This window comes from Pseudomonas sp. WC2 (assembly GCF_050586545.1).
Lineage (GTDB): Bacteria > Pseudomonadota > Gammaproteobacteria > Pseudomonadales > Pseudomonadaceae > Aquipseudomonas.
Map to the genome: position 1 here is coordinate 45,131 of NZ_JBOBDR010000009.1, position 23,167 is coordinate 68,297.

The following is a 23,167-nucleotide window of genomic DNA, read 5'->3' on the forward strand; positions in this document are numbered from 1 at the left end:
GGGACAATAGTCAGCGGTAGTTGTTCTGAATCTTTCGAAGTAGGACAATTGCCGGCTTCACGTCACCACCAGCGACCTTGAATGGCCTTCCTTGCACTCGGTATCAACCACAAGACTGCTTCAGTAGACGTCCGCGAGCGCGTGGCTTTTACCCCTGAGCAGTTGGTGGAGGCCTTGCAGCAGCTCTGCCGACTGACTGACAGCCGCGAAGCCGCGATCCTCTCCACCTGCAATCGCAGTGAGCTTTATATAGAGCAGGATCAGCTGTCGGCGGATATCGTGCTGCGCTGGCTGGCTGATTATCATCATTTGAGCCTCGATGAGCTGCGCGCGAGTGCTTATGTGCATGAAGATGATGCGGCAGTTCGTCACATGATGCGTGTCGCCTCCGGGCTCGACTCGCTGGTGCTCGGTGAACCGCAGATTCTTGGCCAGATGAAATCGGCTTACGCCGTGGCCCGCGAGGCCGGTACCATCGGCCCGTTGCTGGGGCGACTGTTCCAGGCAACGTTCAACGCCGCCAAGCAGGTACGTACCGACACCGCGATCGGTGAAAACCCGGTGTCAGTGGCATTTGCCGCGGTCAGCCTGGCGAAACAGATTTTCAGCGATTTGCAACGCAGCCAGGCCCTGCTGATCGGCGCCGGCGAGACCATTACTTTGGTCGCCCGCCATTTGCACGAGCTGGGCGTCAAGCGCATCGTCGTCGCCAACCGTACGCTGGAGCGCGCCAGTTTGTTGGCCGAGCAGTTCGGCGCCCACGCGGTGTTGCTGTCGGACATCCCGGCCGAACTGGTGCGCAGCGATATCGTCATCAGTTCGACCGCCAGCCAGTTGCCGATTCTTGGCAAGGGCGCGGTGGAAAGCGCACTGAAGCTGCGCAAGCACAAGCCGATCTTCATGGTCGACATTGCCGTTCCCCGTGATATCGAGCCGGAAGTCGGCGAGTTGGACGACGTTTACCTCTACAGCGTCGACGATCTCCACGAAGTGGTCGCCGAAAACCTCAAGAGTCGCCAGGGTGCAGCCCAAGCGGCGGAAGAGATGGTCTCGGTCGGCGCTGATGATTTCATGGTGCGTCTGCGCGAACTCGCAGCGGTCGATGTGCTTAAGGCCTATCGTCAACAGAGCGAACGCCTGCGCGACGAGGAGCTGCAAAAAGCCCTGCGCCTGCTGGCCAACGGCGGCAATGCCGAAGACGTGCTTGGGCAGCTGGCCCGTGGCCTGACCAATAAACTGTTGCATGCGCCCAGCGTGCAGCTGAAAAAGCTTTCTGCCGAAGGCCGCCTCGATGCGTTGGCCATGGCTCAGGAACTCTTTGCCCTCGAGGGCTCACCGGATAGCTTTTCGGATAAAAAACCGCAATGAAAGCGTCACTGCTCAATAAGCTGGATGTCCTCCAGGACCGTTTCGAGGAACTGACCGCGCTGCTCGGCGACGGCGAAGTCATTGCCGATCAGACCAAATTCCGCGCTTATTCCAAGGAATACGCCGAACTCGAACCGGTCGTGCAAGGCTATAAAAAGCTGCTCAGCGTACAAAGCGATCTTGAAGGCGCGCAGGCGCTGCTCAAGGACAGCGACCCGGACATGCGGGAAATGGCCGTGGAGGAAGTCCGCGAAGCCAAAGAATTGCTGATAACCCTGGAATCCGACCTGCAACGCATGTTGCTGCCCAAGGATCCGAATGACGGTCGCAACGTCTTCCTCGAAATCCGCGCCGGCACCGGTGGCGACGAGGCGGCGATCTTCTCCGGCGACCTGTTCCGCATGTACTCGCGTTACGCCGAACGTCGTGGCTGGCGTGTGGAGATCCTTTCGGAAAACGAAGGCGAACACGGCGGCTATAAAGAAGTCATCGCGCGCATCGAGGGCGACAACGTTTACGGCAAGCTGAAATTCGAATCCGGCGCGCACCGTGTGCAGCGTGTGCCCGCCACCGAATCCCAGGGCCGTATCCACACCTCCGCGTGCACCGTGGCGGTGCTGCCCGAGCCGGACGAGCGCGAAGCCATCGAGATCAACCCGGCGGATTTGCGCGTCGACACGTTCCGCTCCTCCGGCGCCGGCGGTCAGCACGTCAACACCACCGACTCGGCGATCCGCATTACGCACATACCGACCGGCACCGTCGTCGAGTGTCAGGAAGAACGTTCCCAGCACAAGAACCGTGCGCGGGCGATGGCCTGGCTGTCGGCGAAACTCAACGATCAGCAGACCGCAGCGGCGGCGAATGCCATCGCCAGCGAGCGTAAATTGCTGGTCGGTTCCGGCGACCGTTCCGAGCGCATCCGCACCTACAACTTTGCTCAGGGCCGGGTCACCGACCATCGCGTCAACCTGACCCTGTACTCGCTGGATGAAATTCTCGCCGGTGGCGTTGAAGCGGTGATCGAGCCGTTACTGGCCGAATATCAGGCTGACCAACTCGCCGCGATAGGTGAATAAATGACCATCATTGCCAGCCTGTTGCGCGCCGCCGAACTGCCGGACTCGCCCACGGCGCGTCTGGATGCCGAATTGCTTCTGGCGGCGGCGCTGGGCAAGTCGCGCAGCTTTCTCCACACCTGGCCCGAGCGCATCGTGCCGAGTGAAGCGGCGCTGACGTTTGCCGAGTATCTGCAACGGCGTCGTGGCGGTGAGCCGGTGGCCTACATTCTCGGCCAGCAGGGTTTCTGGAAACTCGATCTGGAAGTCGCGCCGCACACGCTGATCCCGCGCCCGGACACTGAATTGCTGGTGGAAGCGGCGCTGGAATTGCTCCCGGCGATCCCGGCCACCGTGCTCGACCTCGGCACTGGCAGCGGCGCGATTGCCCTGGCGTTGGCCAGCGAGCGTCCGGCGTGGAAGGTCACTGCGGTGGATCGCGTGCTCGAAGCCGTCGCTTTGGCCGAGCGCAATCGCCAGCGTCTGCATTTGAACAACGCCACGGTGCTGAGCAGCCATTGGTTCAGTGCGCTGGAAGGTCAGCGTTTTCAGTTGATCATCAGCAACCCGCCGTACATTGCCACCACCGATCCGCATCTGGTCGAAGGCGATGTGCGCTTCGAGCCGGCCAGCGCGCTGGTCGCCGGGGAAGACGGGCTCGACGATTTGCGTTTGATCGTCGCTCAGGCCCCGGAGTATCTGCAGGCCGGTGGCTGGCTGATGCTTGAGCACGGCTATGATCAAGCCGAAAGCGTGCGCGATCTGCTGCTGACGCGCGGTTTCGAAGAAGTCCACAGCCGCACCGATCTGGGCGGCCATCAACGCATCAGTCTGGGGCGGCTGCCGTGCTGAATGATCAGGAGTTGCTGCGCTACAGCCGGCAGATTCTGCTGCAACACATCGACATCGACGGGCAGTTGAAGCTCAAGGACAGTCGCGTGTTGATCGTCGGCCTCGGCGGTCTTGGCGCGCCGGTGGCGTTGTATCTGGCGGCGGCGGGTGTCGGTGAATTGCATCTGGCGGATTTCGACACCGTCGATCTGACCAACCTGCAACGCCAGATCATTCATGACACCGACAGCGTCGGCATGAGCAAGGTCGACTCGGCGCTCAAGCGTCTGGGCGCGATCAATCCCGAGATTCAACTGGTCGCTCATCGGCAGGCGCTGGACGAGGATTCTCTCGCCGCCGCCGTGGCTACGGTGGATCTGGTGCTCGACTGTTCGGATAATTTTTCCACCCGCGAAGCGGTCAACGCTGCGTGTGTGGCCGCGCGCAAACCGCTGGTCAGCGGCGCAGCGATTCGTCTGGAAGGTCAGCTGTCGGTATTCGACCCGCGTCGCGACGAGAGCCCTTGCTACCACTGTTTATACGGGCACGGCAGCGAAGCCGAACTGACCTGCAGTGAGGCGGGTGTGGTCGGGCCGTTAGTAGGGTTGGTCGGCAGTCTGCAGGCGCTGGAAGCGTTGAAAGTGTTGGTCGGTTTTGGCGAACCTTTGGTGGGCCGTTTGCTGTTGATCGATGCCCTCGGTTCGCGTTTCCGTGAGCTGCGCGTCAAACGTGATCCGGGTTGCAGCGTCTGTGGCCCGCGCCATGCGTGAAGCGCCGATCGGCGTATTCGACTCCGGTGTCGGCGGCCTGTCGGTACTGGCAGAAATCCAGCGTTTGCTGCCCAACGAGTCGCTGCTGTACGTCGCCGATTGCGGTCACATTCCCTACGGCGAGAAAACCCCGGAATTCATCCGTCAGCGCTGCAGCGTCATGGCCGGATTTTTTCGCGAGCAGGGCGCCAAGGCGTTAGTGCTGGCGTGTAATACCGCGACCGTTGCCGGCGTCGCTGATCTACGCCGGGATTTTCCCGACTGGCCGCTGGTCGGTATGGAGCCTGCGGTCAAACCCGCAGCCGCTGCCACCCGCAGTGGCGTGGTCGGGGTGCTCGCCACCACCGGCACATTGCAGAGCGCCAAGTTCGCCGCGCTGCTGGATCGCTTCGCCACCGATGTGCGGGTGATTACTCAACCGTGTCCCGGTCTGGTTGAGCTGATTGAAAGCGGCGACCTGCACAGCGCCGAGCTACGTGCGCTGCTGCAAAGTTATGTCGATCCGCTGTTGGCCAGTGGTTGCGACACGATCATTCTCGGCTGCACTCACTATCCTTTCCTGAAGCCGATGCTCAAGTCGATGATCCCTGATGACATCAGCCTGATCGACACCGGCGCCGCTGTAGCGCGACAACTTCAGCGTCTTTTGGCGGAGCGCGATTTGCTCGCTGCCGGCCCGAACCAGCCGGTCAGATTCTGGACGAGTGCCGATCCGCAGTACTTTAAAAAGATCCTGCCATTGCTGGGACAAAGTGTCGGCGAAGTGCAACACTTCAGCTTGTAAAAAAAATGTGAAATAACTAAAAAAACAGCTGAACTTCTGCTCAGGCGCTAGCTTCTATAGCGATGAGTTATCTAGAAAACCAAACGATCGTTCCGGAAAAGGAAGTTTCAAAGTGAAGCGACTATTCTGCTTGGCCGCGATTGCGGCCGCACTAATGGGGCAAAGTATTACCGCGCAGGCTGCAGGTGTTGAATTTGCAGTGGGTGCGACCAGCGATTCCACCATGACTTACCGCTTGGGCATGAATTTCGATTGGGACAAGAGCTGGCTGCAGAGCGATGTGGGTCGCCTGACCGGTTATTGGAGCGGCGCCTATACCTATTGGGAAGGTGACAAGACCTCCAGCAACAACAGCCTGTCGTTCTCGCCAGTGTTCGTTTACGAGTTTGCCGGTCAATCGGTCAAACCGTATATCGAAGCGGGCATCGGTGTTGCTGCGTTCTCCAACACCAAGTATGAAAGCAACAACATTGGCGGCTCGTTCCAGTTCGAAGACCGTATTGGTTTCGGCCTGCGTTTCAACGGCGGGCATGAAGTCGGGATTCGTGCCACGCACTATTCCAACGCCGGTCTGTCCAGCGACAACGACGGTGTAGAAAGCTACGCGCTGCACTACACGATGCCGTTGTAACGGATACACGCCTCACCCCTGTGGGAGCGAGCTCGCTCGCGAAAGCTATTTCATGTTCAACGATGATGTTGAATGAAAAAACCGCCTTCGCGAGCAAGCCCGCTCCCACAGTTGTTTTCAGTGAACTCGAAAATCACCGGTAAGCCGTGGTAATGCCTTTACGCTCTTCAATGCACTCCGGTGCACCCATCTCGAATTCGCGGCAAATCAGCGGTCGCTTTTCGTAAATCGTGCACATCATCGTGTCGCGATCCAGCGCCGCGCACCAACCGTCGTCCAGACGCAGCATCACTTCGCCGCCCCAGTCATCGGTATCGATAAAGCGATCAGGCACGCCGGTGTCGGTGATCAGCATCACTTCGAGCTGGCAGCAGCACGCCGCGCAGGTCGAGCAGGTGACCGCAGGCTCGGTGATTTGCTGGTGGGGAATGGTTTTCATGGCGCCAGTGTAAGGCAGTCGTCGGGGTGGGTGTGAAAGGTCTGACGGACGCTCAGCCAGCCAGCCGCCGCGCCATCAAGTGCAACAGCGGAAACAGCAGCGCCCAGAGCAGGCCGATGCCGATCAGCGTGGCTAATTCGCCGTAGGGAAATTGCACGCCGGCCAACTGCCCGCCGCCGTAATACGACATCGCCCCGCCAACCGCCCCCAGCGCACTGGCCAGCCACCAGGGCCGCGCAGTCCATTGCAGGCAATGCCGCAACGTGGTCGCCAGCAACGCCCACAGCAGCATCAGCCACAGCGGAATCAGCGGCGACTGATCGCGGAATTCGAACACACCGAGGCCGCGCAAAACGCTGTCCACCGCTGTACCGACAATCACCACGCTGAGAATCAAACGCCCCTCAGCCGCCCAACTGCTGATCCAGCTCAAATGCACCACCAGCACTGCCAGTGCCACCAGCAACCACAAACTGTTGCCGCCGAGCACGCAGGTCAGCCAGCCGAGCTGGAACAACACGGCATTGGCGACACGCTCAAGCATCGAAGCGGCCAAGCAGCGGCGCGTTCATCGCTGCCGGTTTGGCCAACAACAATTGCGCGGTGCCGATGGTGCGTTCGAGGAAGCCGCCCTCGCAGTAACACAGGTAAAACTCCCACAGCCGCAGGAAATAATCGTCATAGCCCAACTCGGTCAAACGGCTATGGGCGCGGCGAAAGTTCTCGTGCCACAGGCGCAGGGTCTTGGCGTAATGCAGGCCGAAATCTTCCATGTGCAGCAGGTTCATGTCGGTGTCGCGGCCAACGACCTCAAGCATTTTCTGCACGCAGGGCAGGGCGCCGCCGGGGAAGATGTAGCGCTGGATGAAGTCGACGCCGCGCTTGGCTTGCTCATAGCGTTGCTCGCGGATGGTGATCGCCTGGATCAGCATCAGGCCGTTGCTCTTGAGCAGCTGCGCGCATTGTTTGAAGTAAGTCGGCAGGAAGCGATGGCCCACCGCTTCGATCATCTCGATGGAGACCAGTTTGTCGTACTCGCCGGTGAGGTCGCGGTAATCCTTGAGCAGCAGCGTCACTTGATCCTGCAAGCCAAGTTGTTCGATGCGCTTGGCGGTAAACGCGTACTGCTCTTTGGATAGCGTCGTGGTGGTGACGCGGCAACCGTAATTCTGTGCGGCGTACAGCGCCATGCTGCCCCAACCGGTGCCGATCTCGAGCAGATGGTCGCTGGGCTTGAGTACGAGTTTCTGGCAGATGCGTTCGAGTTTGTTCAGTTGCGCCTGTTCAAGGGTGTCTTCGGGCGTGAGGAACTGCGCCGCCGAATACATCATGGTCGGGTCGAGAAACTGCTCGAACAGGTCATTGCCGAGGTCGTAATGCGCAGCGATGTTCTTCTGCGAACCCTTACGCGTATTGCGGTTGAGCCAGTGCAGGCCCTGCACCAACGGCCGGCTAAGGCGAGCCAGGCCGCCCTCCATCGCATCGAGTACGTCGAGGTTGCTGACGAACACGCGCACCACCGCCGTCAGATCCGGCGAACTCCAATAACCGTGAATAAACGCCTCGCCCGCGCCGATCGAGCCGTTGCTGGCAACCATGCCCCAGACCGCCGAATCGAGCACATGGATTTCCCCGAGCAAGGGGCTGCCGGGCGTGCCGAACATCAGACGTTCGCCATCCTCGACCACCAGCAGCTGCCCGTGTTTGAGCTGACCCAATTGACGCAATACGCCACGGCGCAGCAGCGAACCGGTCAAACCGTTTGTGCTGAGCCGACTGACCGACAGGCTAGAGGATTTCATGGCGGTGCTCCTTGGGAGGCACAGTGGCGGTTTGAAAGCTGCCGTCGGCAGCCTGATGAGCAAAGATCGGCGCGCGCTTGAGCAACAGCCGCAACGCCTGCCAGTAGATGGCCAAAGCAGTTTTCGCGGTCATCCACGGAAAGCGTTTCAGGTAGCGATGCAGGCTGTGGCGGTCGAGGGCTTCGCGTTGCAGATTGAGCGTCGCGTCGAACAGTTTGTGCTCGCCCTGCCAGTCGGCCATGTGCACGCCGAGGTTTTTCGCGGCGGGGCTGAAGCTCATGCGGTATTCGAGATCGCGCGGCAGAAACGGCGACACGTGAAAAGCCTTGGCCACGGCAAAATGCTGATGGAAATCCCGCAGATCGACTGGCGTGCGCGCGGGCAACACATAGTGGTACCGCTCGCGCCACGGTGTGTTGGTGACTTCGCAGACAATCGCTGCCAGTTGGCCGTCGGCTTCATGGCAATAAAAGAAACTCACCGGGTTGAACGACAAGCCCCAACTGCGCGCCTGGGTCAGCAGACACACCGAGCCTTGCGGCTCATGGCCAATGGCAATGCCGACCTGCTGGCGCACGGCATCGATCAGGCGCACGCCGCGACCGGTAAAACGCTTCAGGTAATCGGTTTCGCGAAACGAGAACGGCGCAAAACGACTGCGCCCCGCCAGTGGCGACAGCGCCAGCACGGCGTCCTGCTCGCTGAGATCGAGATAGAGCAAACCGATCTTGTAGCGGAATTCATGCTTGCGCGGCGAGAAACGCCGATGGCCGATCCAGCCGCTGTAGAGGGCGCTGTTCATAGGGTTTCCCCGAATGCGGCGGCCACACGCAAAGCGCTGACCACGCCGTCCTCATGGAAACCGTTGGCCCAATAGGCGCCGCAATAATGCGTGTGCAGCGCACCGTCGAGTTCCGCCCAGCGATTCTGCGCCGCCACCGCCGTGAGGCTGTATTGCGGATGGGCGTAGGTGAATTTCGCGAGCACCTTGTCCGGGCTGATGCCGGCGCTTTGATTGAGGCTGACGCAGAACGTGGTGTCGCTCTGAATGCCTTGCAGGATGTTCATGTCGTACGTCACGGCAGCATGGGTGTGGCCAGCGCCGCTGAGGCGATAGTTCCAGCTCGCCCACGCCAGTTTGCGCGTCGGCAGCAAACGCGTGTCGGTGTGCAGCACCACTTCGTTGTCGGCGTAGGGCAGGGCACCGAGGATTTCCCGTTCGGCATCGCTCGGCTCGGCCAGCAACTGCAGAGCCTGATCGCTGTGACAGGCGAAGACCACCTGATCGAAATGCTCGATGCCCGCCGGGCTGTGGATAACCACACCGTGTACGTCGCGATCCACTCGGTTGACCGGACAGTTGAGGCGGATCTTGTCTTTGAATGAAGCGGTCAATGGCGCGATGTAGGCGCTGGAACCGCCCTCGATCACTTGCCATTGCGGGCGATCGCTGACCGACAACAACCCATGGTTCTTGAAGAAGCGCACAAAGAACTGCAGGGGGAATTTGAGCATCTCGGCCATCGGCATCGACCAGATCGCCGCGCCCATCGGCACGATGTAGTGCAGGATGAAGCGCTCGCCGTAGTTGCCTGCTTTCAGGTAATCGTCGAGGGTCATGTCGCTGGAGATGCGCAGTTCGGCGAGGTCGCGCTGGGCTTCTTTGTTGAAGCGCAGAATGTCGCGCAACATGCCCCAAAACCCCGGCGAGAACAGATTGCTGCGCTGGGCGAACAGGCTGTTGAGGTTGTTGCCGTTGTATTCCAGGCCGGTGTCCGGATCGGTCACGGAAAAACTCATTTCCGTCGGTTTGAACGGCACGCCGAGCTGACCGAGCAGGCGAATGAAGTTCGGGTAGGTCCAATCGTTGAACACGATGAAGCCGGTGTCCACCGCGTACTGACGACCGTCGACCGTTACGTCCACCGTATGCGTGTGGCCGCCGACCCAGTCGCTGGCCTCGAACACGTGCACGTCATGTCGGCGATTGAGCAGGTGGGCGCAGGTCAGCCCGGCGATCCCGCTGCCGACGATAGCGATTTTCATGCTGGATCCCGCAGCGGTGGTGACTTGCGCACCATGCGCTTGCCAATCGCCAGTTGCAGACTGGCGGGGAGTTTCGACAGTGGCCACAGCGCCGCCATGAACAACGCCGGAAAGGCGATTTCCAATGGCCGGTCCTTGAGTTTGGCGAAGACATGTCGCGCCGCTTTATCCGCAGGCCAACTGAGCGGCATCGGGAAATCGTTCTTGGCGGTCAGCGGCGTTTCGACGAAACCGGGGCTGACGATGGTGACTTCAATGCCTTCATCCGCCAGATCGATGCGCAGCGATTCGAACAGGTAACGTAGTCCAGCCTTCGACGCGCCATAGGCTTCGGCCCGTGGCAGCGGCAGGTAGGTCACCGAACTGGCCACGCCGATCAGGTGCGGTGCGGTGCCTTTGCGCAGCAACGGCAGGGCGGCTTCGATGCAATAGCTGCTGGCGAGCAGATTGGTGCGCACCACGTGCTCGATGATCGAGGCGTCGAACTGCTTGGCATCAACGTATTCACAGGTGCCGGCGTTGAGAATCACCGAGTCGAGCGAGCCCCAGACTTCAGCGATCTGCTCGCCGATTTCGCGCACGGTCTGGCTGTTGGTCAAATCTCCCGGCACCACCAATACCTGTCCGGGGTAGCGTTGCGACAAGACTTTGAGCGCCGCGACCGAGCGCGAACTCACCGCCAGGTGTGCGCCGGATTTCAGAATCTCTTCAGCCAAGGCTGCGCCGATGCCAGTGCTGGCCCCGGTCAACCAATAACGCCGTGGAGGTGTACGACTCATCCCATTCTCCTTTTTAGCCAAGTGATCACCCGGCCCAATACGGGTACATGCTCATACAACAACGCCCCGGCATCGAAGTAATCCCGGTGGCGATAAACCTTGTCGCGCCAGAGCAGATGCGAGCAACCGCTGACGCGAATCACCTGGCCACCCGCCAGGCGCGGGTGTCTGTAACTCATGACCCAACGCAGGTAGCCTTCGCCTTCGGTGATCTGGTCGAAGCCGTGAAAGTCGAAACGCAGCTCGCTGACATTGGCATACAACTGTTCAAAGTAACCACGTAACTGCCCCAGCCCTTGCACCTCGTGCAGCGGGTCGGTGAAATGAATGTCCTCGCTGTACAGCTCGCCCAGCCGATGCAGGTTGTCTTTGTTCAACTCGCCAAACTGGCGGGCAAAGCGGCGCAGGAATTCACTCATCGCCATCTCCCATCGTCGTGCGCGAGGGCAGGTTCTTGAATGCGGTGAGGGCACGATCACGCGAGGCGCTGAGGTTAACGATCGGCGACGGATAATCGGCGACGCCAAACAGTCCGCCAAGATGCGCCGGATTGTGTATTTCCTTTTTGTTAAGCCCGGCCAGTTCCGGCAGCCAGTGCTTGATGAACAGGCCTTCGCTGTCGAATTTTTCCGACTGGCTCAACGGATTGAAAATGCGGAAGTACGGCGCCGAATCAGTGCCGGTCGATGAACTCCACTGCCAGCCGCCGTTGTTCGCTGCCAGGTCGCCGTCGATCAGGTGACGCATGAAGAAGCGTTCGCCCTCGCGCCAATCGATCAACAGGTTCTTGGTCAGGAACATCGCCACCACCATGCGCAGACGGTTGTGCATCCAGCCGGTTTCGAGCAGTTGGCGCATCGCCGCGTCGATGATCGGCAGACCGGTGCGCGCTTCCTGCCAAGCGGCGAGATCTTCCGGCGCGTCACGCCAGGCCAGCGCTTCGGTTTCCGGGCGGAAGGCGCGGTGGCGCGAAACCCGTGGATAGCCGACCAGAATGTGTTTGTAGAACTCGCGCCACAGCAGTTCGTTGATCCAGGTGACGGCGCCGACCTTGCCGCTCTCGAATTCGCCCTGATTGCTTTGCAACGCCGCGTGCAGGCATTGGCGCGGCGAAATCACGCCCGCCGCCAGATACGCCGAGAGCTGACTGGTGCCGGGTTTCGCCGGGAAGTCGCGTTCGCTTTGGTAGTAATCGATTTGCGCGTCGGTGAACGTATCGAGGCGGCGTCGGGCTTCTTGCTCGCCGGCCGGCCAAAGCGCTTGAAGGGATTCGCTCGGGGTGGCGAAGCCTTTGACAGAAGCCGGAATCGGATCGCTATCGATCGCCAGTTTTGCCTGTTTGCCGGGGGCTTTGACCAATGCCGGCATCGAGCGGTGCAGACGCTCGTAGCAGACCTTTCGGAATTGACTGAACACCTTGAAGTAGGTGCCGGTCTTGGTCAGCACGGTGCCGGGCTTGAACAGCAATTGATCGAGGTAGCTGTAAAAGTCGATGCCCTCGGCCTGCAGGGTTTCGGCCACCGCCGCATCGCGACGGCTTTCGTGGACGCCATATTCTTCGTTGACGTGAACCGCTTCGATCTTCAATTGCCGGCACAGCTTGAGCAATTCCGCCGGGGCCTGATCCCAGTGATTGGCGGTGCGGATCAACAAGGGAATGTGCAGTTCGCCGAGGCTGTTGCTCAGCTCATTGAGATTGCGCAGCCAGAAATCGACTTTGCACGCGGCGTCATCATGTTCCAGCCACTGCTGCGGGCTCAACAAGTACACGGCCACGGTCGGGCCGCGAGCTGCGGCGGCCGCTAGGGCGGTGTTGTCGAGTTGGCGCAAGTCGCTGCGCAGCCAGATCAATTGCATGAGCGTAAATCCATCATTAAATCAGCCCACGCTGAACGAGTGCCTGGTGCGCTGAAAGCAGATCTTCAGCCAGGAACGTATCAGCGATCTCGGTAGTTCTTACGGACAACTCGGCGTGGTGGATGCATACCGTTGGTCCGACAATCATTTTTGGACAACTGACGCCATTCAGCAGCTTCGGCAACTGCGCAAGGTTCATGGCTTTGCTGGAATACAGCAGTACGCCACGGGCCTGCAGGTGTTCGACGGTCAGCGCCAGTTCACCGGCCGGCAGCGGCCAGTCGAACACTTGCACCGGGCAATCGGCGCTGCTGATCAGCCACGCGCATAGCCACAGATGAGGTTCCAGTGTCAGGTCGGAGTGGTTGATCAACAGCAAGGGCGCAGCGTGCAACTGACGGTTGTTATGGTAGATGCGTGCGCCGAATTTGCTGCGCAACCAGGAAAAAAAGAACACCCGCTCCATCTGCGCACCGAACTGGCCTTGCCAGCGCTGCTCCAGTTCACTGAGCAGCGGCATGAGCAATTGCTCGCACAAGGTGCGCGGCGGGTAGAGCGCCATCGCTTGATTGACACTGTCGTCGAGGTTGCGTTCGTTGAGTTGAGTGACGGCGCCGAGCAGTGTCTGGCGCAGGCGCTGCCAATCGTTTTCCACCGATTCATTGAAGGCTTGCGGGGTGTCGAGCAGCGGCTTGACCTGACTCACCGCGACGCCACGGTTGAGCCAGGTGAGGATCGCCAGAATGCGCTGCACATGTTCCGCCGAATATAGCCGATGGCCCTTGGGCGTGCGTTGCGGCACGATCAGCCCGTAGCGGCGTTCCCACGCCCGCAGGGTGATCGCGTTGACGCCGGTCTGCCGCGCGACTTCGCGGATCGGCAGCCAACCGTCGTCGAGGGCTTTCTTGAAATCGGCGCCGAGGTCTTCCTGGGCGCTGGAGTCGAGTTTGTCGTTCATCAGATGGCGTTTCGCAGGCTGAGGTTTTCCGGATGCGGTTGCAGGTAAACCTGTTGCGCGATGTACGGATCGGGGTGTTGGCGAAAGTGATGCTTGAGCAGCGTCAACGGCACCACCAGCGGCACGATGCCTTGGCGGTACTGGTCGATGACGTGGACCATTTCCTGTTTGTCGTCGGCGCTGATCACTTGTTTCAGATAGCCGCTGATGTGCAGCAGCACGTTGCAGTGAGTGCCGCGAGTGGCGCATTTTTTCAACGCCGCCATCAGCTCGCTGAAATAGCGCGGGCCGAGTTCGTTGGGATCGGTATGCGCCATATTGCCCAGCAGTTTGCCCAGCGCTTTGTATTGCAGCGGGTTGTGCGCCATCAGTTGGTACTTGTAGCGCGAATGGAATTCGGTGAGGGCACGGCGGCTCAAGCCGTTGGCAAGCACTTGCTGCCAAGCGCTGTAGGCCAGCACGCGGGTGATGAAGTTCTCCCGCAGCACCGGATCGTTGAGGCGCCCGGCTTCTTCAACTGGCAAGTCCGGGTGTCGGGCACAGAAGGCTTCAGCATAAATTCCGCGCCCGCCGCCATTCACCGGGGCGCCGTTGGCGTGGTAGACCTTGACCCGTTCCAGCCCGCAGGACGGCGATTGCTGCATGAAGATGTAGCCGCAGATGTCATTGAGTTCACCGGCCATTTTTTCGCCATATTCAGCCAGTGGCTGAGTGACGTTGATCGACGGATTGACCGTGCCGATGGCTTGCGGATGGTCGGGATGACCGACGAGGCGGATCGGCTCTCGTGGAATGCCCAAGCCAATCGCGACTTCCGGGCAGACCGGAGCAAATTCGAAATATTCAGTGAGGGTACGGCTGCACAGGCGCGATTCCTTGTGCCCGCCGTTGTAGCGCACTTCGGCACCCAACAGACAGGCGCTGATGGCGATTTTCGGTTTGGCGGCAGGCAGGGCAAGCATAGGCACCTCGAATCTAAACCTGTACAGAGTGCAATCTCTGTACAACATTGGCTTAGCATAGATTCAAAGGTGTACAAGTCAAATTTTTTGTATAACTTTTTGAATTGGGATGCGATCTCTGTAGGGTTTATTGCCAACCCAATAACCAGTGCTCGCTGTTCTTGAGAATCTGCCAATCAAGCCGTTCAGCACGTTTGGTCAGCACCGCCTGCAATTCGACTTCCAGCACCGTGCCTTCCTCATCTCGGAACAGCTCGGTGACCAGAAAGTGCTTTTCGCGATTCTGCGGGAGGGCTGCTGTCCATTTCGACAGCAGCAATTTGCGCGGATTGATGCGGTTCATTGCAGGTGTTCGTGCAAACGACGCGCAGCCTCCTGACCACTCAGCCAGGCACCCTCCACGCGCCCCGACAGGCACCAGTCGCCACAGGCATACAAGCCTAGATCGGCATCGGCCAGCGTGCCCCATTCGTGGCCCGTCGCGGGTCGCGCATAGAGCCAGCGGTGGGCGAGGCTGAAGCTTGGCGCCGGCATCGCGCTGTGCAGCAATTCGGCGAACGCGCCGTGCAGATGCTCGATCACCGCTTCCTTGGACAGGTCGATGTGTTGCCGGCTCCACGCGCTGGTGGCGTGCAGCACCCAGGTGTCGAGGGTGTTGTCGCGCCCCGGTTTACTGCGGTTGCGCGCCAGCCAGTCGAGTGGGCTGTCCTGCACGAAGCAGCCTTCGATTGGCGTATCCAGTGGTGTTTCGAAAGCGAGGGCAACGGCCCAGGTCGGGTCCATTTTCACCCCGGCGGCGGCACCGGCGAGTTTCGGTGCGGCGGCCAGCAGTGCAGTGGCTTGCGGCGCGGGTGTGGCGATCACGACGTGGCTGAAGGGACCATGCGTGAAGCCCTCGGCGTCCTGCAGGTGCCAATGCTCTTCACCGCGAAACACTTCGGTGATGCGACAGGCGAAATGCACTTCCAGGCCATCGAGCAAGCCACGGGTGATGGCGCTCATGCGCGGCGCACCGACCCAGCGGGTCTGCTCGTCCGGCGACAGGTTCAGTTGCCCGCCCTGATAGGTGTAGAGCTGCGGCGTCCACTCGGCGACCCAGCCCTGACTTTGCCAACGCTGCACCTCGGTGACGAAGCGGCGGTCGCGGGCGGTGAAATATTGCGCGCCCATGTCCAGCGAGCCGGCGTCGCTGCGCTTGCTCGACATGCGCCCGCCGCTGCCGCGGCTTTTATCGAACAGTTGCACGGTATGCCCGGTCTCTGTCAAAGCCTGGGCGGCGGAGAGCCCGGCGATGCCGGTGCCGATGATTGCGATAGGTACAGTCATAGGGGCCTCGTTTACCTTTCTGTACAGACTACGCCGTGGATGAAACCTGTACAATTTTGTTTTTTGGTATAACTTCTAGCGTTCTCGTTCTGACAGCTTGGCCTATGGTTAAACAATAGAGCCTGCCCGATAGAAAAGATCCCTGCTTTTAAAAATAGACTAGTGATCCGGGTTAAACGCCACGCGAGGAAGATGTCATGCACATATTGCTGACCGGCGGTACTGGTTTGATCGGACGTCAGCTCTGCCGACACTGGTCAGGGCAGGGGCATCGGCTGACGGTGTGGAGCCGTAAACCGGAGAAAGTCGCAAAGATTTGCGGCGCGCAAGTGCGCGGTATTGCCCGTCTTGAAGACTTGGGCGACGAGCCCGTGGACGCGATCGTCAATCTGGCGGGCGCACCGATTGCCGATCGGCCGTGGACCCATCGACGCAAAGCGTTGTTGTGGAGCAGCCGCATCACCCTGACGGAGTCCTTGCTGGCGTGGCTGGAAACCCGATCACAGAAACCGGCACTGCTGATTTCCGGTTCGGCGATCGGTTGGTACGGCGATGGCGGTGAGCGCGAACTCACAGAAGAATCGCCGCCAGTAATCGACGATTTCGCCAGTCAGTTGTGCATCGCCTGGGAAGAAACCGCGCAACGTGCCGAGGGTCAAGGCGTTCGTGTGGTGCTGGTGCGAACCGGGTTGGTGCTGTCGGCCGAGGGCGGCTTTTTGTCGCGGTTGTTGCTGCCGTTCAAGCTCGGTCTGGGCGGGCCTTTGGGCAATGGCCGGCAGTGGATGCCGTGGATTCATATCAACGATCAAATCGCCCTGATTGATTTTCTTCTGCACCGCGAGCAAGCCACTGGTCCTTATAATGCGTGCGCGCCGCACCCTGTGCGCAATCGCGAATTTGCCAAGACGCTGGGCAGCGTTCTGCACCGCCCGGCGTTCATGCCGATGCCGACCCTGGCGCTGAAGGTCGGCCTCGGCGAGATGTCTTTGTTGTTGCTCGGCGGTCAAAAGGCTCTGCCGGCACGCTTGCTGGAAGCGGGTTTCACTTTCCAGTTCACGGATTTACGCGCGGCCCTGGACGATCTCTCCAGCCGCCTCTGAAATAGGACGTTGCATGACCGATCACGCTTTGCTTCTGGTCAACCTGGGTTCCCCGGCCTCCACCTCGGTGGCCGACGTGCGCAGCTACCTCAATCAATTTCTGATGGACCCGTACGTGATCGACCTGCCATGGCCGGTGCGGCGGCTATTGGTGTCGTTGATCCTGATCAAGCGCCCGGAGCAATCGGCCCACGCCTATGCGTCGATCTGGTGGGAGGAGGGCTCGCCGCTGGTGGTGCTCAGCCGTCGTCTGCAACAGCAGATGAAAGCGCAGTGGACCCAGGGCCCGGTAGAACTGGCGATGCGTTACGGCGAGCCATCGATTGAAACCTGCTTGCTCAAACTGGTCGCGGCGGGGCACAAGCGCATTACGCTCGCGCCGCTTTATCCACAGTTCGCCGACAGCACCACGACCACGGTGATCGAAGAAGCCAAACGGGTGATCCGCGAGAAGAAGCTCAGCGTGCAATTGTCGGTACTGCAACCGTTCTACGATCAGCCGGAATACCTTGAAGCGCTGGTTGAAAGCGCCAAGCCGCATTTGCAGCAGGATTACGATCACTTGCTGCTGAGCTTCCACGGCTTGCCTGAGCGGCATCTGACCAAGCTTGATCCGACCGGCAATCATTGTTTCAAGAACGAGGATTGCTGCAAGAACGCCTCGCCTGCGGTCATGGCGACCTGTTATCGCGCGCAATGCCTGCGCACGGCGGCGCTGTTCGCTGAGCGCATGGGCCTGCCGGATGGCAAGTGGTCGGTGTCGTTTCAATCACGCTTGGGCCGGGCGAAATGGATCGAACCGTACACCGAAGCGCGGCTGGATGAGCTGGGTAAAAGCGGTGTGAAGAAGTTGCTGGTGATGTGCCCGGCGTTTGTTGCCGATTGCATCGAGACACTGGAAGAGATTGGTGATCGCGGCAAGGAACAGTTCCGCGAAGCGGGGGGCGAGGAATTGGTGCTGGTGCCGTGCCTGAATGACGACCCGCATTGGGCGAAAGCCTTGGCGACTCTCTGCGAACGAGCACCGCTGGCGTTGTGATGATCGTTCCCACGCTCTGCGTGGGAATGCAGCCCGTGACGCTCCGCGTCACTGGACGCGGAGCGTCCCTAGAGGCGTTCCCACGCAGAGCGTGGGAACGATCACTCAGGCTTTAGATCAGCGGCTCATCCGCCTTCTTGTTCTTCCAGCCGTCATTGCCCGGCAGAATCAGGTTCAGCGCAATCGCTACCACCGCGCACAGCGCGATGCCTTTGAGGCCGAAGTCGTCTGGACCGGTGCCGGTGCCGACCAGCACACCGCCAATCCCGAACACCAACGTCACCGAGACGATCACCAGATTGCGCGCTTCGCCCAAATCGATCTTGTGACGGATCAGGGTGTTCATCCCCACCGCCGCGATCGAACCGAACAGCAGGCACAGAATCCCGCCCATCACCGGCACCGGAATGCTTTGCAGCAGCGCGCCGAACTTGCCGATGAACGCCAGGGTGATGGCGAAAACCGCCGCCCAGGTCATGATTTTCGGGTTGTAGTTCTTGGTCAGCATCACTGCCCCAGTCACTTCGGCGTAGGTCGTGTTTGGCGGGCCGCCGAACAGGCCGGCAGCGGTGGTAGCAATGCCGTCACCGAGCAGGGTGCGATGCAGGCCCGGCTTCTTCAGGTAATCACGACCGGTCACGCTACCCACGGCAATCACGCCGCCGATGTGCTCGATGGCCGGAGCCAGTGCCACCGGAACGATGAACAGAATCGCCTGCCAGTTGAACTCCGGCGCGGTGAAGTGCGGAATCGCAAACCAGGGCGCAGCGGCAATCTTCGCGGTGTCGACCACGCCGAAATAGAACGACATGGCAAACCCGACCAGTACGCCGGAGATGATCGGCACCAGACGGAAGATGCCTTTGCCGAACACCGCCACGATCAACGTGGTCAGCAGCGCTGGCATCGAGATCAGCATCGCGGTCTGGTAGTGGATCAATTCGGAACCGTCGCCAGCCTTGCCCATCGCCATGTTCGCGGCAATCGGCGCCATGGCCAGACCAATGGAAATGATCACCGGACCAATCACCACCGGCGGCAGCAGACGATCGATGAATCCGGTGCCTTTGATCTTCACGGCCAGGCCGAGGAAGGTGTAGACGAAACCGGCCGCCATCACGCCGCCCATGGTCGCGGCGAGGCCGAACTGGCCCTTGGCGAGAATGATCGGGGTGATGAAAGCGAAGCTCGACGCCAGAAACACCGGCACCTGACGCCCGGTGACGATCTGGAACAGAATCGTCCCCAGACCTGCGGTAAACAGTGCCACGTTCGGGTCCAGGCCCGTGATCAGCGGCATCAGCACCAAAGCGCCGAAAGCCACGAACAGCATCTGGGCGCCGGACAGCACCGTGCGCCAGAGCGGATCGTTGAACTCTTGCTGCATGGTTACGCGTCCTTCTGCTTGGTGCCGAAGATCTTGTCACCGGCGTCGCCAAGTCCAGGAATGATGTAGCCGTGCTCGTTCAAGCGCTCATCGATGGACGCGGTGTAGATGGTCACGTCCGGGTGAGCTTTTTCGACGGCAGCAATGCCTTCCGGCGCGGCAACCAGCACCATCGCGCGGATGTCTTTGCAGCCTGCCTTTTTCAGCAGGTCGATGGTCGCAACCATCGAGCTGCCGGTGGCGAGCATCGGGTCGATGATCATCGCCAACCGTTCGTCGATTTCCGGAACCAGTTTTTCCAGATAGGTGTGCGCTTGCAGGGTTTCTTCGTTGCGGGCGACGCCCACCGCGGAAACCTTGGCCCCCGGGATCAGGCTCAGCACGCCTTCCAGCATGCCGATGCCGGCGCGCAGGATCGGCACGACGGTGATCTTCTTGCCGGCGATCTTCTCGACCGACACGGTGCCGCACCAGCCTGCAATATCGTAGGACTCCAGCGGCAAATCTTTTGTAGCTTCATAGGTCAACAGGGCGCCGACTTCCTGAGCGAGCTCACGGAAGTTCTTGGTGCTGATATCGGCGCGGCGCATCAGGCCGAGTTTATGACGGATCAGCGGATGGCGGATCTCGAGGATGGGCATGGAAAAACTCCGGCGGCGGGCAAAAAAACCGGCCTAGATTAATCTATCCGAGGGTGATGTCCTATAGGACATTCTGTACGTTAGTCCATAAAGGCTTGATTCGACCGCGCTAGATGCGTACCTTTGCCCGCTTTTCGCGGTTATACCCCCCGCCAACCACCCCCCCGGAGAGCGCCATGTCCGCTGATCTCGAGCATATCCGTCAAGTCATGCGAGAGGCTGACTGCCTGTACACCGAAGCTGAAGTCGAAGCGGCCATCGCCCGTGTCGGTGCACACATCAACGAACAACTGGCTGACAGCAACCCGGTGGTGTTCTGTGTGATGAACGGCGGTCTGATCTTCTCCGGCAAACTGCTGACGCATCTGCACTTCCCGCTGGAAGCCTCGTACCTGCACGCGACCCGTTATCGCAACGAAACCAGCGGTGGCGACCTGTTCTGGAAAGCCAAGCCGGAAGTCTCGTTCATCGACCGCGACGTGCTGATCATCGACGACATCCTCGACGAAGGTCACACCCTGGGCGCGATCATCGACTTCTGCAAACACGCCGGCGCGCGCAAAGTGCACACCGCCGTGCTGATCGACAAGGATCACGACCGCAAAGCACGTCCTGACCTGAAAGCCGATTTCGTCGGCCTGCCGTGCATCGACCGCTACATCTTCGGTTACGGCATGGACTACAAAGGCTACTGGCGCAACGCCAACGGGATCTTTGCCGTTAAAGGCATGTAATCCGCGCTTCGATCTAAATGTGGGAGCGAGCTCGCTCCCACAGTTGTTTTGTGTGTGCTGATCCATCCGCGATACCCATGCTAGAGTGCTCGGCCCCGCCCTCCGGAGCCTGTCATGCGCCTCTTGATCCGCAGCTTCGCCGCCCTGTTGCTGACCCTCAGCCTGCCGCTGTCCGCCGCGCCGATGCACAGCCAATTCCTGCCGCCCGACGATCTGACCGTGCGCGACGCCGAACCTGAACAGCAACAACTGCTGCAGGTCACCGATTATTCCGTGGTGGTCGGTGCGCAGCGCCAGTCCAACCAGCAACCGATCCCGGTCACCTCACCGCTGCTGATCCGCCTCAAGGGCAAATCCCTGAACAAAGGCGCGACGATCGCTCAAGTCTTGGTGAATTTCGACGGCGAAAGCAAAAGCCTGAAAAAGCCGATCTACGACGACAAGAACAAAACCCTGACGCTGTTTTACCCGCTGGCCCAATACCGCGTGATCATCGATCTGCTGCGCAATGACACCGTGTATGTGCAGTTCCTCAGTTACGCCAACGGCCATATCTGGGCCGATTTGCACACCGGGGCGGTGCGATCGCGTTGAGCCGGGCGGCCGGGCAGGGGTAAACTGCCCGCCCCGTGTAATGTCTGCGAGCTGGAGTCGGCAATGCGTAAAGATAAGAAACAAGTGATTGGTGACGAGATCGGCGATGAGCAGATCAAGCTGTTCCTCGATTTTGAGCCGGTCGACGCCACTTCGCCGTCGCTGCACAAACTGATCAAGGCTTACCGTGGCCTGCGTATCGATGACTTCGAGCGCTTTCTGGGCTTCTTCGTTGAGGCTGGCTACGACGTTGATGGCAAGGACGAGCAGGGCAAGACCTTCGTTGATCTGATCGCCGATCAGCGCAACGCCCCGGAATACATCGAGCTGATCGAAAAGTCCCGCACCTGAGACTTTTCCCAAGCATAAAAAAACGCCCCGCACTCACTGAGTACGGGGCGTTTTTTATGCGGCGGGATCAAGCGTAGCTTGGGGTCTCGCTGCTTTCTTCAACCAGTTCCAGCGCGATGTTGTTCTGCGTGTTGATCTTGCGATACAGAGCAGCATCAGTTTCCAGGACCTTTTCACGGGCCGGGAAAATCTCGGCCAGTTTGCCGGCCCACTCGCCTTTGGCCTTGGCCGGGAAGCACTTCTCGATCAGCTCAAGCATGATCGAAACGGTCACCGACGCACCCGGCGAAGCGCCGAGCAGGGCGGCGAGGGAACCGTCCTTCGCCGACACCAGTTCGGTACCGAACTGCAGGATGCCGCCCTTTTTCGGATCTTTCTTGATGATCTGTACCCGTTGGCCGGCCACTTCCAGGCGCCAGTCTTCGGCTTTCGCCTCTGGGTAGAAACGGCGCAGGGAATCCAGACGCTGTTCCATCGATTGCATGACTTCGCTGACCAGGTACTTGGTCAGGTCCATGTTGTTTTTCGCCACGGCCAGCATCGGCCCGATGTTGCCGGCGCGAACCGACAGCGGCAGGTCCATGAAGGAACCGTGCTTGAGGAACTTGGTAGTGAAACCGGCGTATGGCCCGAACAGCAGGGATTTCTTGCCGTCGACCACGCGGGTGTCGAGGTGCGGCACCGACATCGGTGGCGAACCTACAGCGGCCTGGCTGTACACCTTGGCCTGGTGCTGTTTGACCACTTCCGGGTTGTCGCAACGCAGCCACTGTCCACTGATCGGGAAGCCGCCGAAGCCTTTGCTTTCTTCGATGCCCGAAGCCTGCAGCAACGGCAGTGCCGCGCCGCCAGCGCCGAGGAAGACGAACTTGGCGTCGACTTCACGGGTGTTGCCGTTGTTGACGTCTTTGATGCTGACGGTCCAGCCGGCGCCGTTACGCCTGAGGCCAGTGACGCGCTTGCAGTATTTGACTTGCGTGTCCGGGGCGCTGGTCAGGTGCTTGAGCAACTGATTGGTCAGCGCGCCGAAGTTGACGTCGGTGCCGTTCATCACGCGGGTCGCAGCGAGAACTTCGTCCGGCGAGCGGCCCGGCATCATCAGCGGCATCCACTCGGCCATCTTGGCCTTGTCTTCGGTGTACTCCATATCGGAGAACGCGTGATGCTTGTGCAGGACGTCGAAACGTTCCTTGAGGAAGGAAACGCCGCTGTCACCTTGCACGAAGCTGAGGTGCGGCACCGGGCTGATGAAGGATTTGCACGAGCCGAAGGTGCCTTTCTTGGTCAGGTACGACCAGAACTGCTTAGACACCTCGAACTGGGTGTTGATGTGCACGGCTTTCTTGATGTCGACGGTGCCATCGGCAGCCTGCGGCGTGTAGTTCAGCTCGCACAGACCGGCGTGGCCGGTACCGGCGTTGTTCCACGGATTGGAACTCTCGGCGGCACCGGAATCCATCAGCTCGACGACTTCCAGCTTGATCGCGGGGTCGAGCTCTTTGAGCAGAACGGCGAGGGTGGCACTCATGATGCCGGCCCCAACCAGAACTACGTCGACTGCTTCGTTATGCGCCATTTAACGCGTCTCCAAAATCTGCAGCACCAAATTGTCGGCATGGCTGCCAGGCGTTCCGGGACAGGTCAGTGGTGTCCGGGCTATCCGTGGTCAGGTTCGCCATGTCCGAATCTTCGCAATTTTTCGCAACTTCG

General features: G+C 60.2%; 26 protein-coding genes. 11 read left to right on the plus strand and 15 right to left on the minus strand.

What is annotated here, in order from left to right; all coding sequences use genetic code 11:
• The first annotated feature begins 81 nt into the window (after positions 1-81).
• The 6 genes from hemA to ACQ4OE_RS12870 all read left to right on the plus strand — a co-directional run bounded on the left by hemA (position 82) and on the right by ACQ4OE_RS12870 (position 5,442).
• A complete protein-coding gene (hemA, locus tag ACQ4OE_RS12845; protein ID WP_007951716.1) occupies positions 82-1,368 on the plus strand; it encodes a glutamyl-tRNA reductase in 1,287 nt (428 codons plus the stop codon).
• The gene (gene prfA / locus ACQ4OE_RS12850) at positions 1,365-2,447 is read left to right on the plus strand and encodes a peptide chain release factor 1 (protein ID WP_430946848.1); all 1,083 of its coding nucleotides are present in this window, start codon (positions 1,365-1,367) and stop codon (positions 2,445-2,447) included. Before hemA ends, prfA begins: the two co-directional genes overlap by 4 nt.
• Positions 2,448-3,278 carry a peptide chain release factor N(5)-glutamine methyltransferase gene (gene prmC, locus ACQ4OE_RS12855; RefSeq protein WP_430946849.1) on the plus strand — a complete coding sequence of 277 codons (831 nt, stop codon included), beginning with the start codon at positions 2,448-2,450 and terminating at the stop codon, positions 3,276-3,278. It begins immediately after the preceding gene.
• The gene (locus ACQ4OE_RS12860; protein ID WP_430946850.1) at positions 3,272-4,027 is read left to right on the plus strand and encodes a molybdopterin-synthase adenylyltransferase MoeB; all 756 of its coding nucleotides are present in this window, start codon (positions 3,272-3,274) and stop codon (positions 4,025-4,027) included. Before prmC ends, ACQ4OE_RS12860 begins: the two co-directional genes overlap by 7 nt.
• Entirely contained in the window at positions 4,020-4,811 is a 792-nt protein-coding gene (murI, locus tag ACQ4OE_RS12865) for a glutamate racemase (protein ID WP_430946851.1), read from the plus strand. The genes ACQ4OE_RS12860 and murI overlap by 8 nt, the downstream gene beginning before the upstream one ends.
• Positions 4,812-4,923: 112 nt before the next feature.
• The gene (locus tag ACQ4OE_RS12870) at positions 4,924-5,442 is read left to right on the plus strand and encodes an acyloxyacyl hydrolase (protein WP_122595468.1); all 519 of its coding nucleotides are present in this window, start codon (positions 4,924-4,926) and stop codon (positions 5,440-5,442) included.
• 133 nt (positions 5,443-5,575) lie between these two features.
• On the opposite strand, the gene ACQ4OE_RS12875 is transcribed toward ACQ4OE_RS12870, so the two are convergent.
• From ACQ4OE_RS12875 to ACQ4OE_RS12930, 12 genes are all read right to left on the minus strand, one after another.
• The gene (locus ACQ4OE_RS12875) at positions 5,576-5,881 is read right to left on the minus strand and encodes a YkgJ family cysteine cluster protein (protein WP_122595467.1); all 306 of its coding nucleotides are present in this window, start codon (positions 5,879-5,881) and stop codon (positions 5,576-5,578) included.
• A gap of 52 nt (positions 5,882-5,933) precedes the next feature.
• Positions 5,934-6,425: a DUF2878 domain-containing protein gene (locus ACQ4OE_RS12880; RefSeq protein WP_430946852.1), complete on the minus strand. Its 492-nt coding sequence runs from the start codon at positions 6,423-6,425 to the stop codon at positions 5,934-5,936.
• Complete coding sequence (locus ACQ4OE_RS12885) at positions 6,418-7,683, minus strand: class I SAM-dependent methyltransferase (protein WP_430946853.1); 1,266 nt, start codon at positions 7,681-7,683, stop codon at positions 6,418-6,420. The genes ACQ4OE_RS12880 and ACQ4OE_RS12885 overlap by 8 nt, the downstream gene beginning before the upstream one ends.
• Entirely contained in the window at positions 7,670-8,485 is an 816-nt protein-coding gene (locus ACQ4OE_RS12890) for a DUF1365 domain-containing protein (protein ID WP_430946854.1), read from the minus strand. Before ACQ4OE_RS12890 ends, ACQ4OE_RS12885 begins: the two co-directional genes overlap by 14 nt.
• Positions 8,482-9,729 carry an FAD-dependent oxidoreductase gene (locus ACQ4OE_RS12895; RefSeq protein WP_122595463.1) on the minus strand — a complete coding sequence of 416 codons (1,248 nt, stop codon included), beginning with the start codon at positions 9,727-9,729 and terminating at the stop codon, positions 8,482-8,484. Before ACQ4OE_RS12895 ends, ACQ4OE_RS12890 begins: the two co-directional genes overlap by 4 nt.
• Positions 9,726-10,508 (minus strand): SDR family NAD(P)-dependent oxidoreductase, encoded by a 783-nt coding sequence (locus ACQ4OE_RS12900; protein ID WP_430946855.1) that lies wholly within the window; start codon positions 10,506-10,508, stop codon positions 9,726-9,728. Before ACQ4OE_RS12900 ends, ACQ4OE_RS12895 begins: the two co-directional genes overlap by 4 nt.
• Positions 10,505-10,927, minus strand: coding sequence for a nuclear transport factor 2 family protein (locus tag ACQ4OE_RS12905; protein WP_430946856.1), 423 nt, complete (start codon positions 10,925-10,927; stop codon positions 10,505-10,507). The genes ACQ4OE_RS12900 and ACQ4OE_RS12905 overlap by 4 nt, the downstream gene beginning before the upstream one ends.
• Positions 10,920-12,365, minus strand: coding sequence for a deoxyribodipyrimidine photo-lyase (gene phrB, locus ACQ4OE_RS12910; protein ID WP_430946857.1), 1,446 nt, complete (start codon positions 12,363-12,365; stop codon positions 10,920-10,922). Before phrB ends, ACQ4OE_RS12905 begins: the two co-directional genes overlap by 8 nt.
• Positions 12,366-12,381: 16 nt before the next feature.
• A complete protein-coding gene (locus ACQ4OE_RS12915; protein WP_430946858.1) occupies positions 12,382-13,323 on the minus strand; it encodes a MerR family transcriptional regulator in 942 nt (313 codons plus the stop codon).
• Entirely contained in the window at positions 13,323-14,285 is a 963-nt protein-coding gene (locus tag ACQ4OE_RS12920) for a YbgA family protein (protein ID WP_430946859.1), read from the minus strand. Before ACQ4OE_RS12920 ends, ACQ4OE_RS12915 begins: the two co-directional genes overlap by 1 nt.
• Before the next feature lie 127 nt (positions 14,286-14,412).
• The gene (locus tag ACQ4OE_RS12925; protein ID WP_430946860.1) at positions 14,413-14,628 is read right to left on the minus strand and encodes a TIGR02450 family Trp-rich protein; all 216 of its coding nucleotides are present in this window, start codon (positions 14,626-14,628) and stop codon (positions 14,413-14,415) included.
• Positions 14,625-15,611 carry an NAD(P)/FAD-dependent oxidoreductase gene (locus ACQ4OE_RS12930; RefSeq protein WP_430946861.1) on the minus strand — a complete coding sequence of 329 codons (987 nt, stop codon included), beginning with the start codon at positions 15,609-15,611 and terminating at the stop codon, positions 14,625-14,627. Before ACQ4OE_RS12930 ends, ACQ4OE_RS12925 begins: the two co-directional genes overlap by 4 nt.
• 197 nt (positions 15,612-15,808) lie before the next feature.
• On the opposite strand from ACQ4OE_RS12930, the gene ACQ4OE_RS12935 reads away from it, so the two are divergent.
• Both ACQ4OE_RS12935 and hemH read left to right on the plus strand, forming a co-directional pair.
• Complete coding sequence (locus ACQ4OE_RS12935; RefSeq protein WP_430946862.1) at positions 15,809-16,711, plus strand: TIGR01777 family oxidoreductase; 903 nt, start codon at positions 15,809-15,811, stop codon at positions 16,709-16,711.
• Positions 16,712-16,724: 13 nt separating this feature from the next.
• On the plus strand, positions 16,725-17,750 hold the full coding sequence (gene hemH / locus ACQ4OE_RS12940) for a ferrochelatase (RefSeq protein WP_430946863.1): 1,026 nt from the start codon (positions 16,725-16,727) through the stop codon (positions 17,748-17,750).
• Between the two features lie 112 nt (positions 17,751-17,862).
• On the opposite strand, the gene ACQ4OE_RS12945 is transcribed toward hemH, so the two are convergent.
• Both ACQ4OE_RS12945 and upp read right to left on the minus strand, forming a co-directional pair.
• Positions 17,863-19,137: a uracil-xanthine permease family protein gene (locus tag ACQ4OE_RS12945; RefSeq protein ID WP_008086144.1), complete on the minus strand. Its 1,275-nt coding sequence runs from the start codon at positions 19,135-19,137 to the stop codon at positions 17,863-17,865.
• Positions 19,138-19,139: 2 nt separating this feature from the next.
• On the minus strand, positions 19,140-19,778 hold the full coding sequence (gene upp / locus ACQ4OE_RS12950; RefSeq protein WP_007912842.1) for a uracil phosphoribosyltransferase: 639 nt from the start codon (positions 19,776-19,778) through the stop codon (positions 19,140-19,142).
• Between the two features lie 176 nt (positions 19,779-19,954).
• On the opposite strand from upp, the gene ACQ4OE_RS12955 reads away from it, so the two are divergent.
• The 3 genes from ACQ4OE_RS12955 to ACQ4OE_RS12965 all read left to right on the plus strand — a co-directional run bounded on the left by ACQ4OE_RS12955 (position 19,955) and on the right by ACQ4OE_RS12965 (position 21,457).
• On the plus strand, positions 19,955-20,512 hold the full coding sequence (locus tag ACQ4OE_RS12955) for a hypoxanthine-guanine phosphoribosyltransferase (protein ID WP_122595453.1): 558 nt from the start codon (positions 19,955-19,957) through the stop codon (positions 20,510-20,512).
• Positions 20,513-20,626: 114 nt separating this feature from the next.
• Positions 20,627-21,106 (plus strand): hypothetical protein, encoded by a 480-nt coding sequence (locus ACQ4OE_RS12960; protein WP_430946864.1) that lies wholly within the window; start codon positions 20,627-20,629, stop codon positions 21,104-21,106.
• Between the two features lie 63 nt (positions 21,107-21,169).
• Positions 21,170-21,457, plus strand: coding sequence for a PA4642 family protein (locus ACQ4OE_RS12965; protein ID WP_201231306.1), 288 nt, complete (start codon positions 21,170-21,172; stop codon positions 21,455-21,457).
• A gap of 67 nt (positions 21,458-21,524) precedes the next feature.
• Here the strand turns inward: ACQ4OE_RS12965 and mqo are convergent, their stop codons facing one another.
• Complete coding sequence (gene mqo / locus ACQ4OE_RS12970) at positions 21,525-23,033, minus strand: malate dehydrogenase (quinone) (RefSeq protein WP_430946865.1); 1,509 nt, start codon at positions 23,031-23,033, stop codon at positions 21,525-21,527.
• Positions 23,034-23,167 lie beyond the last annotated feature (134 nt).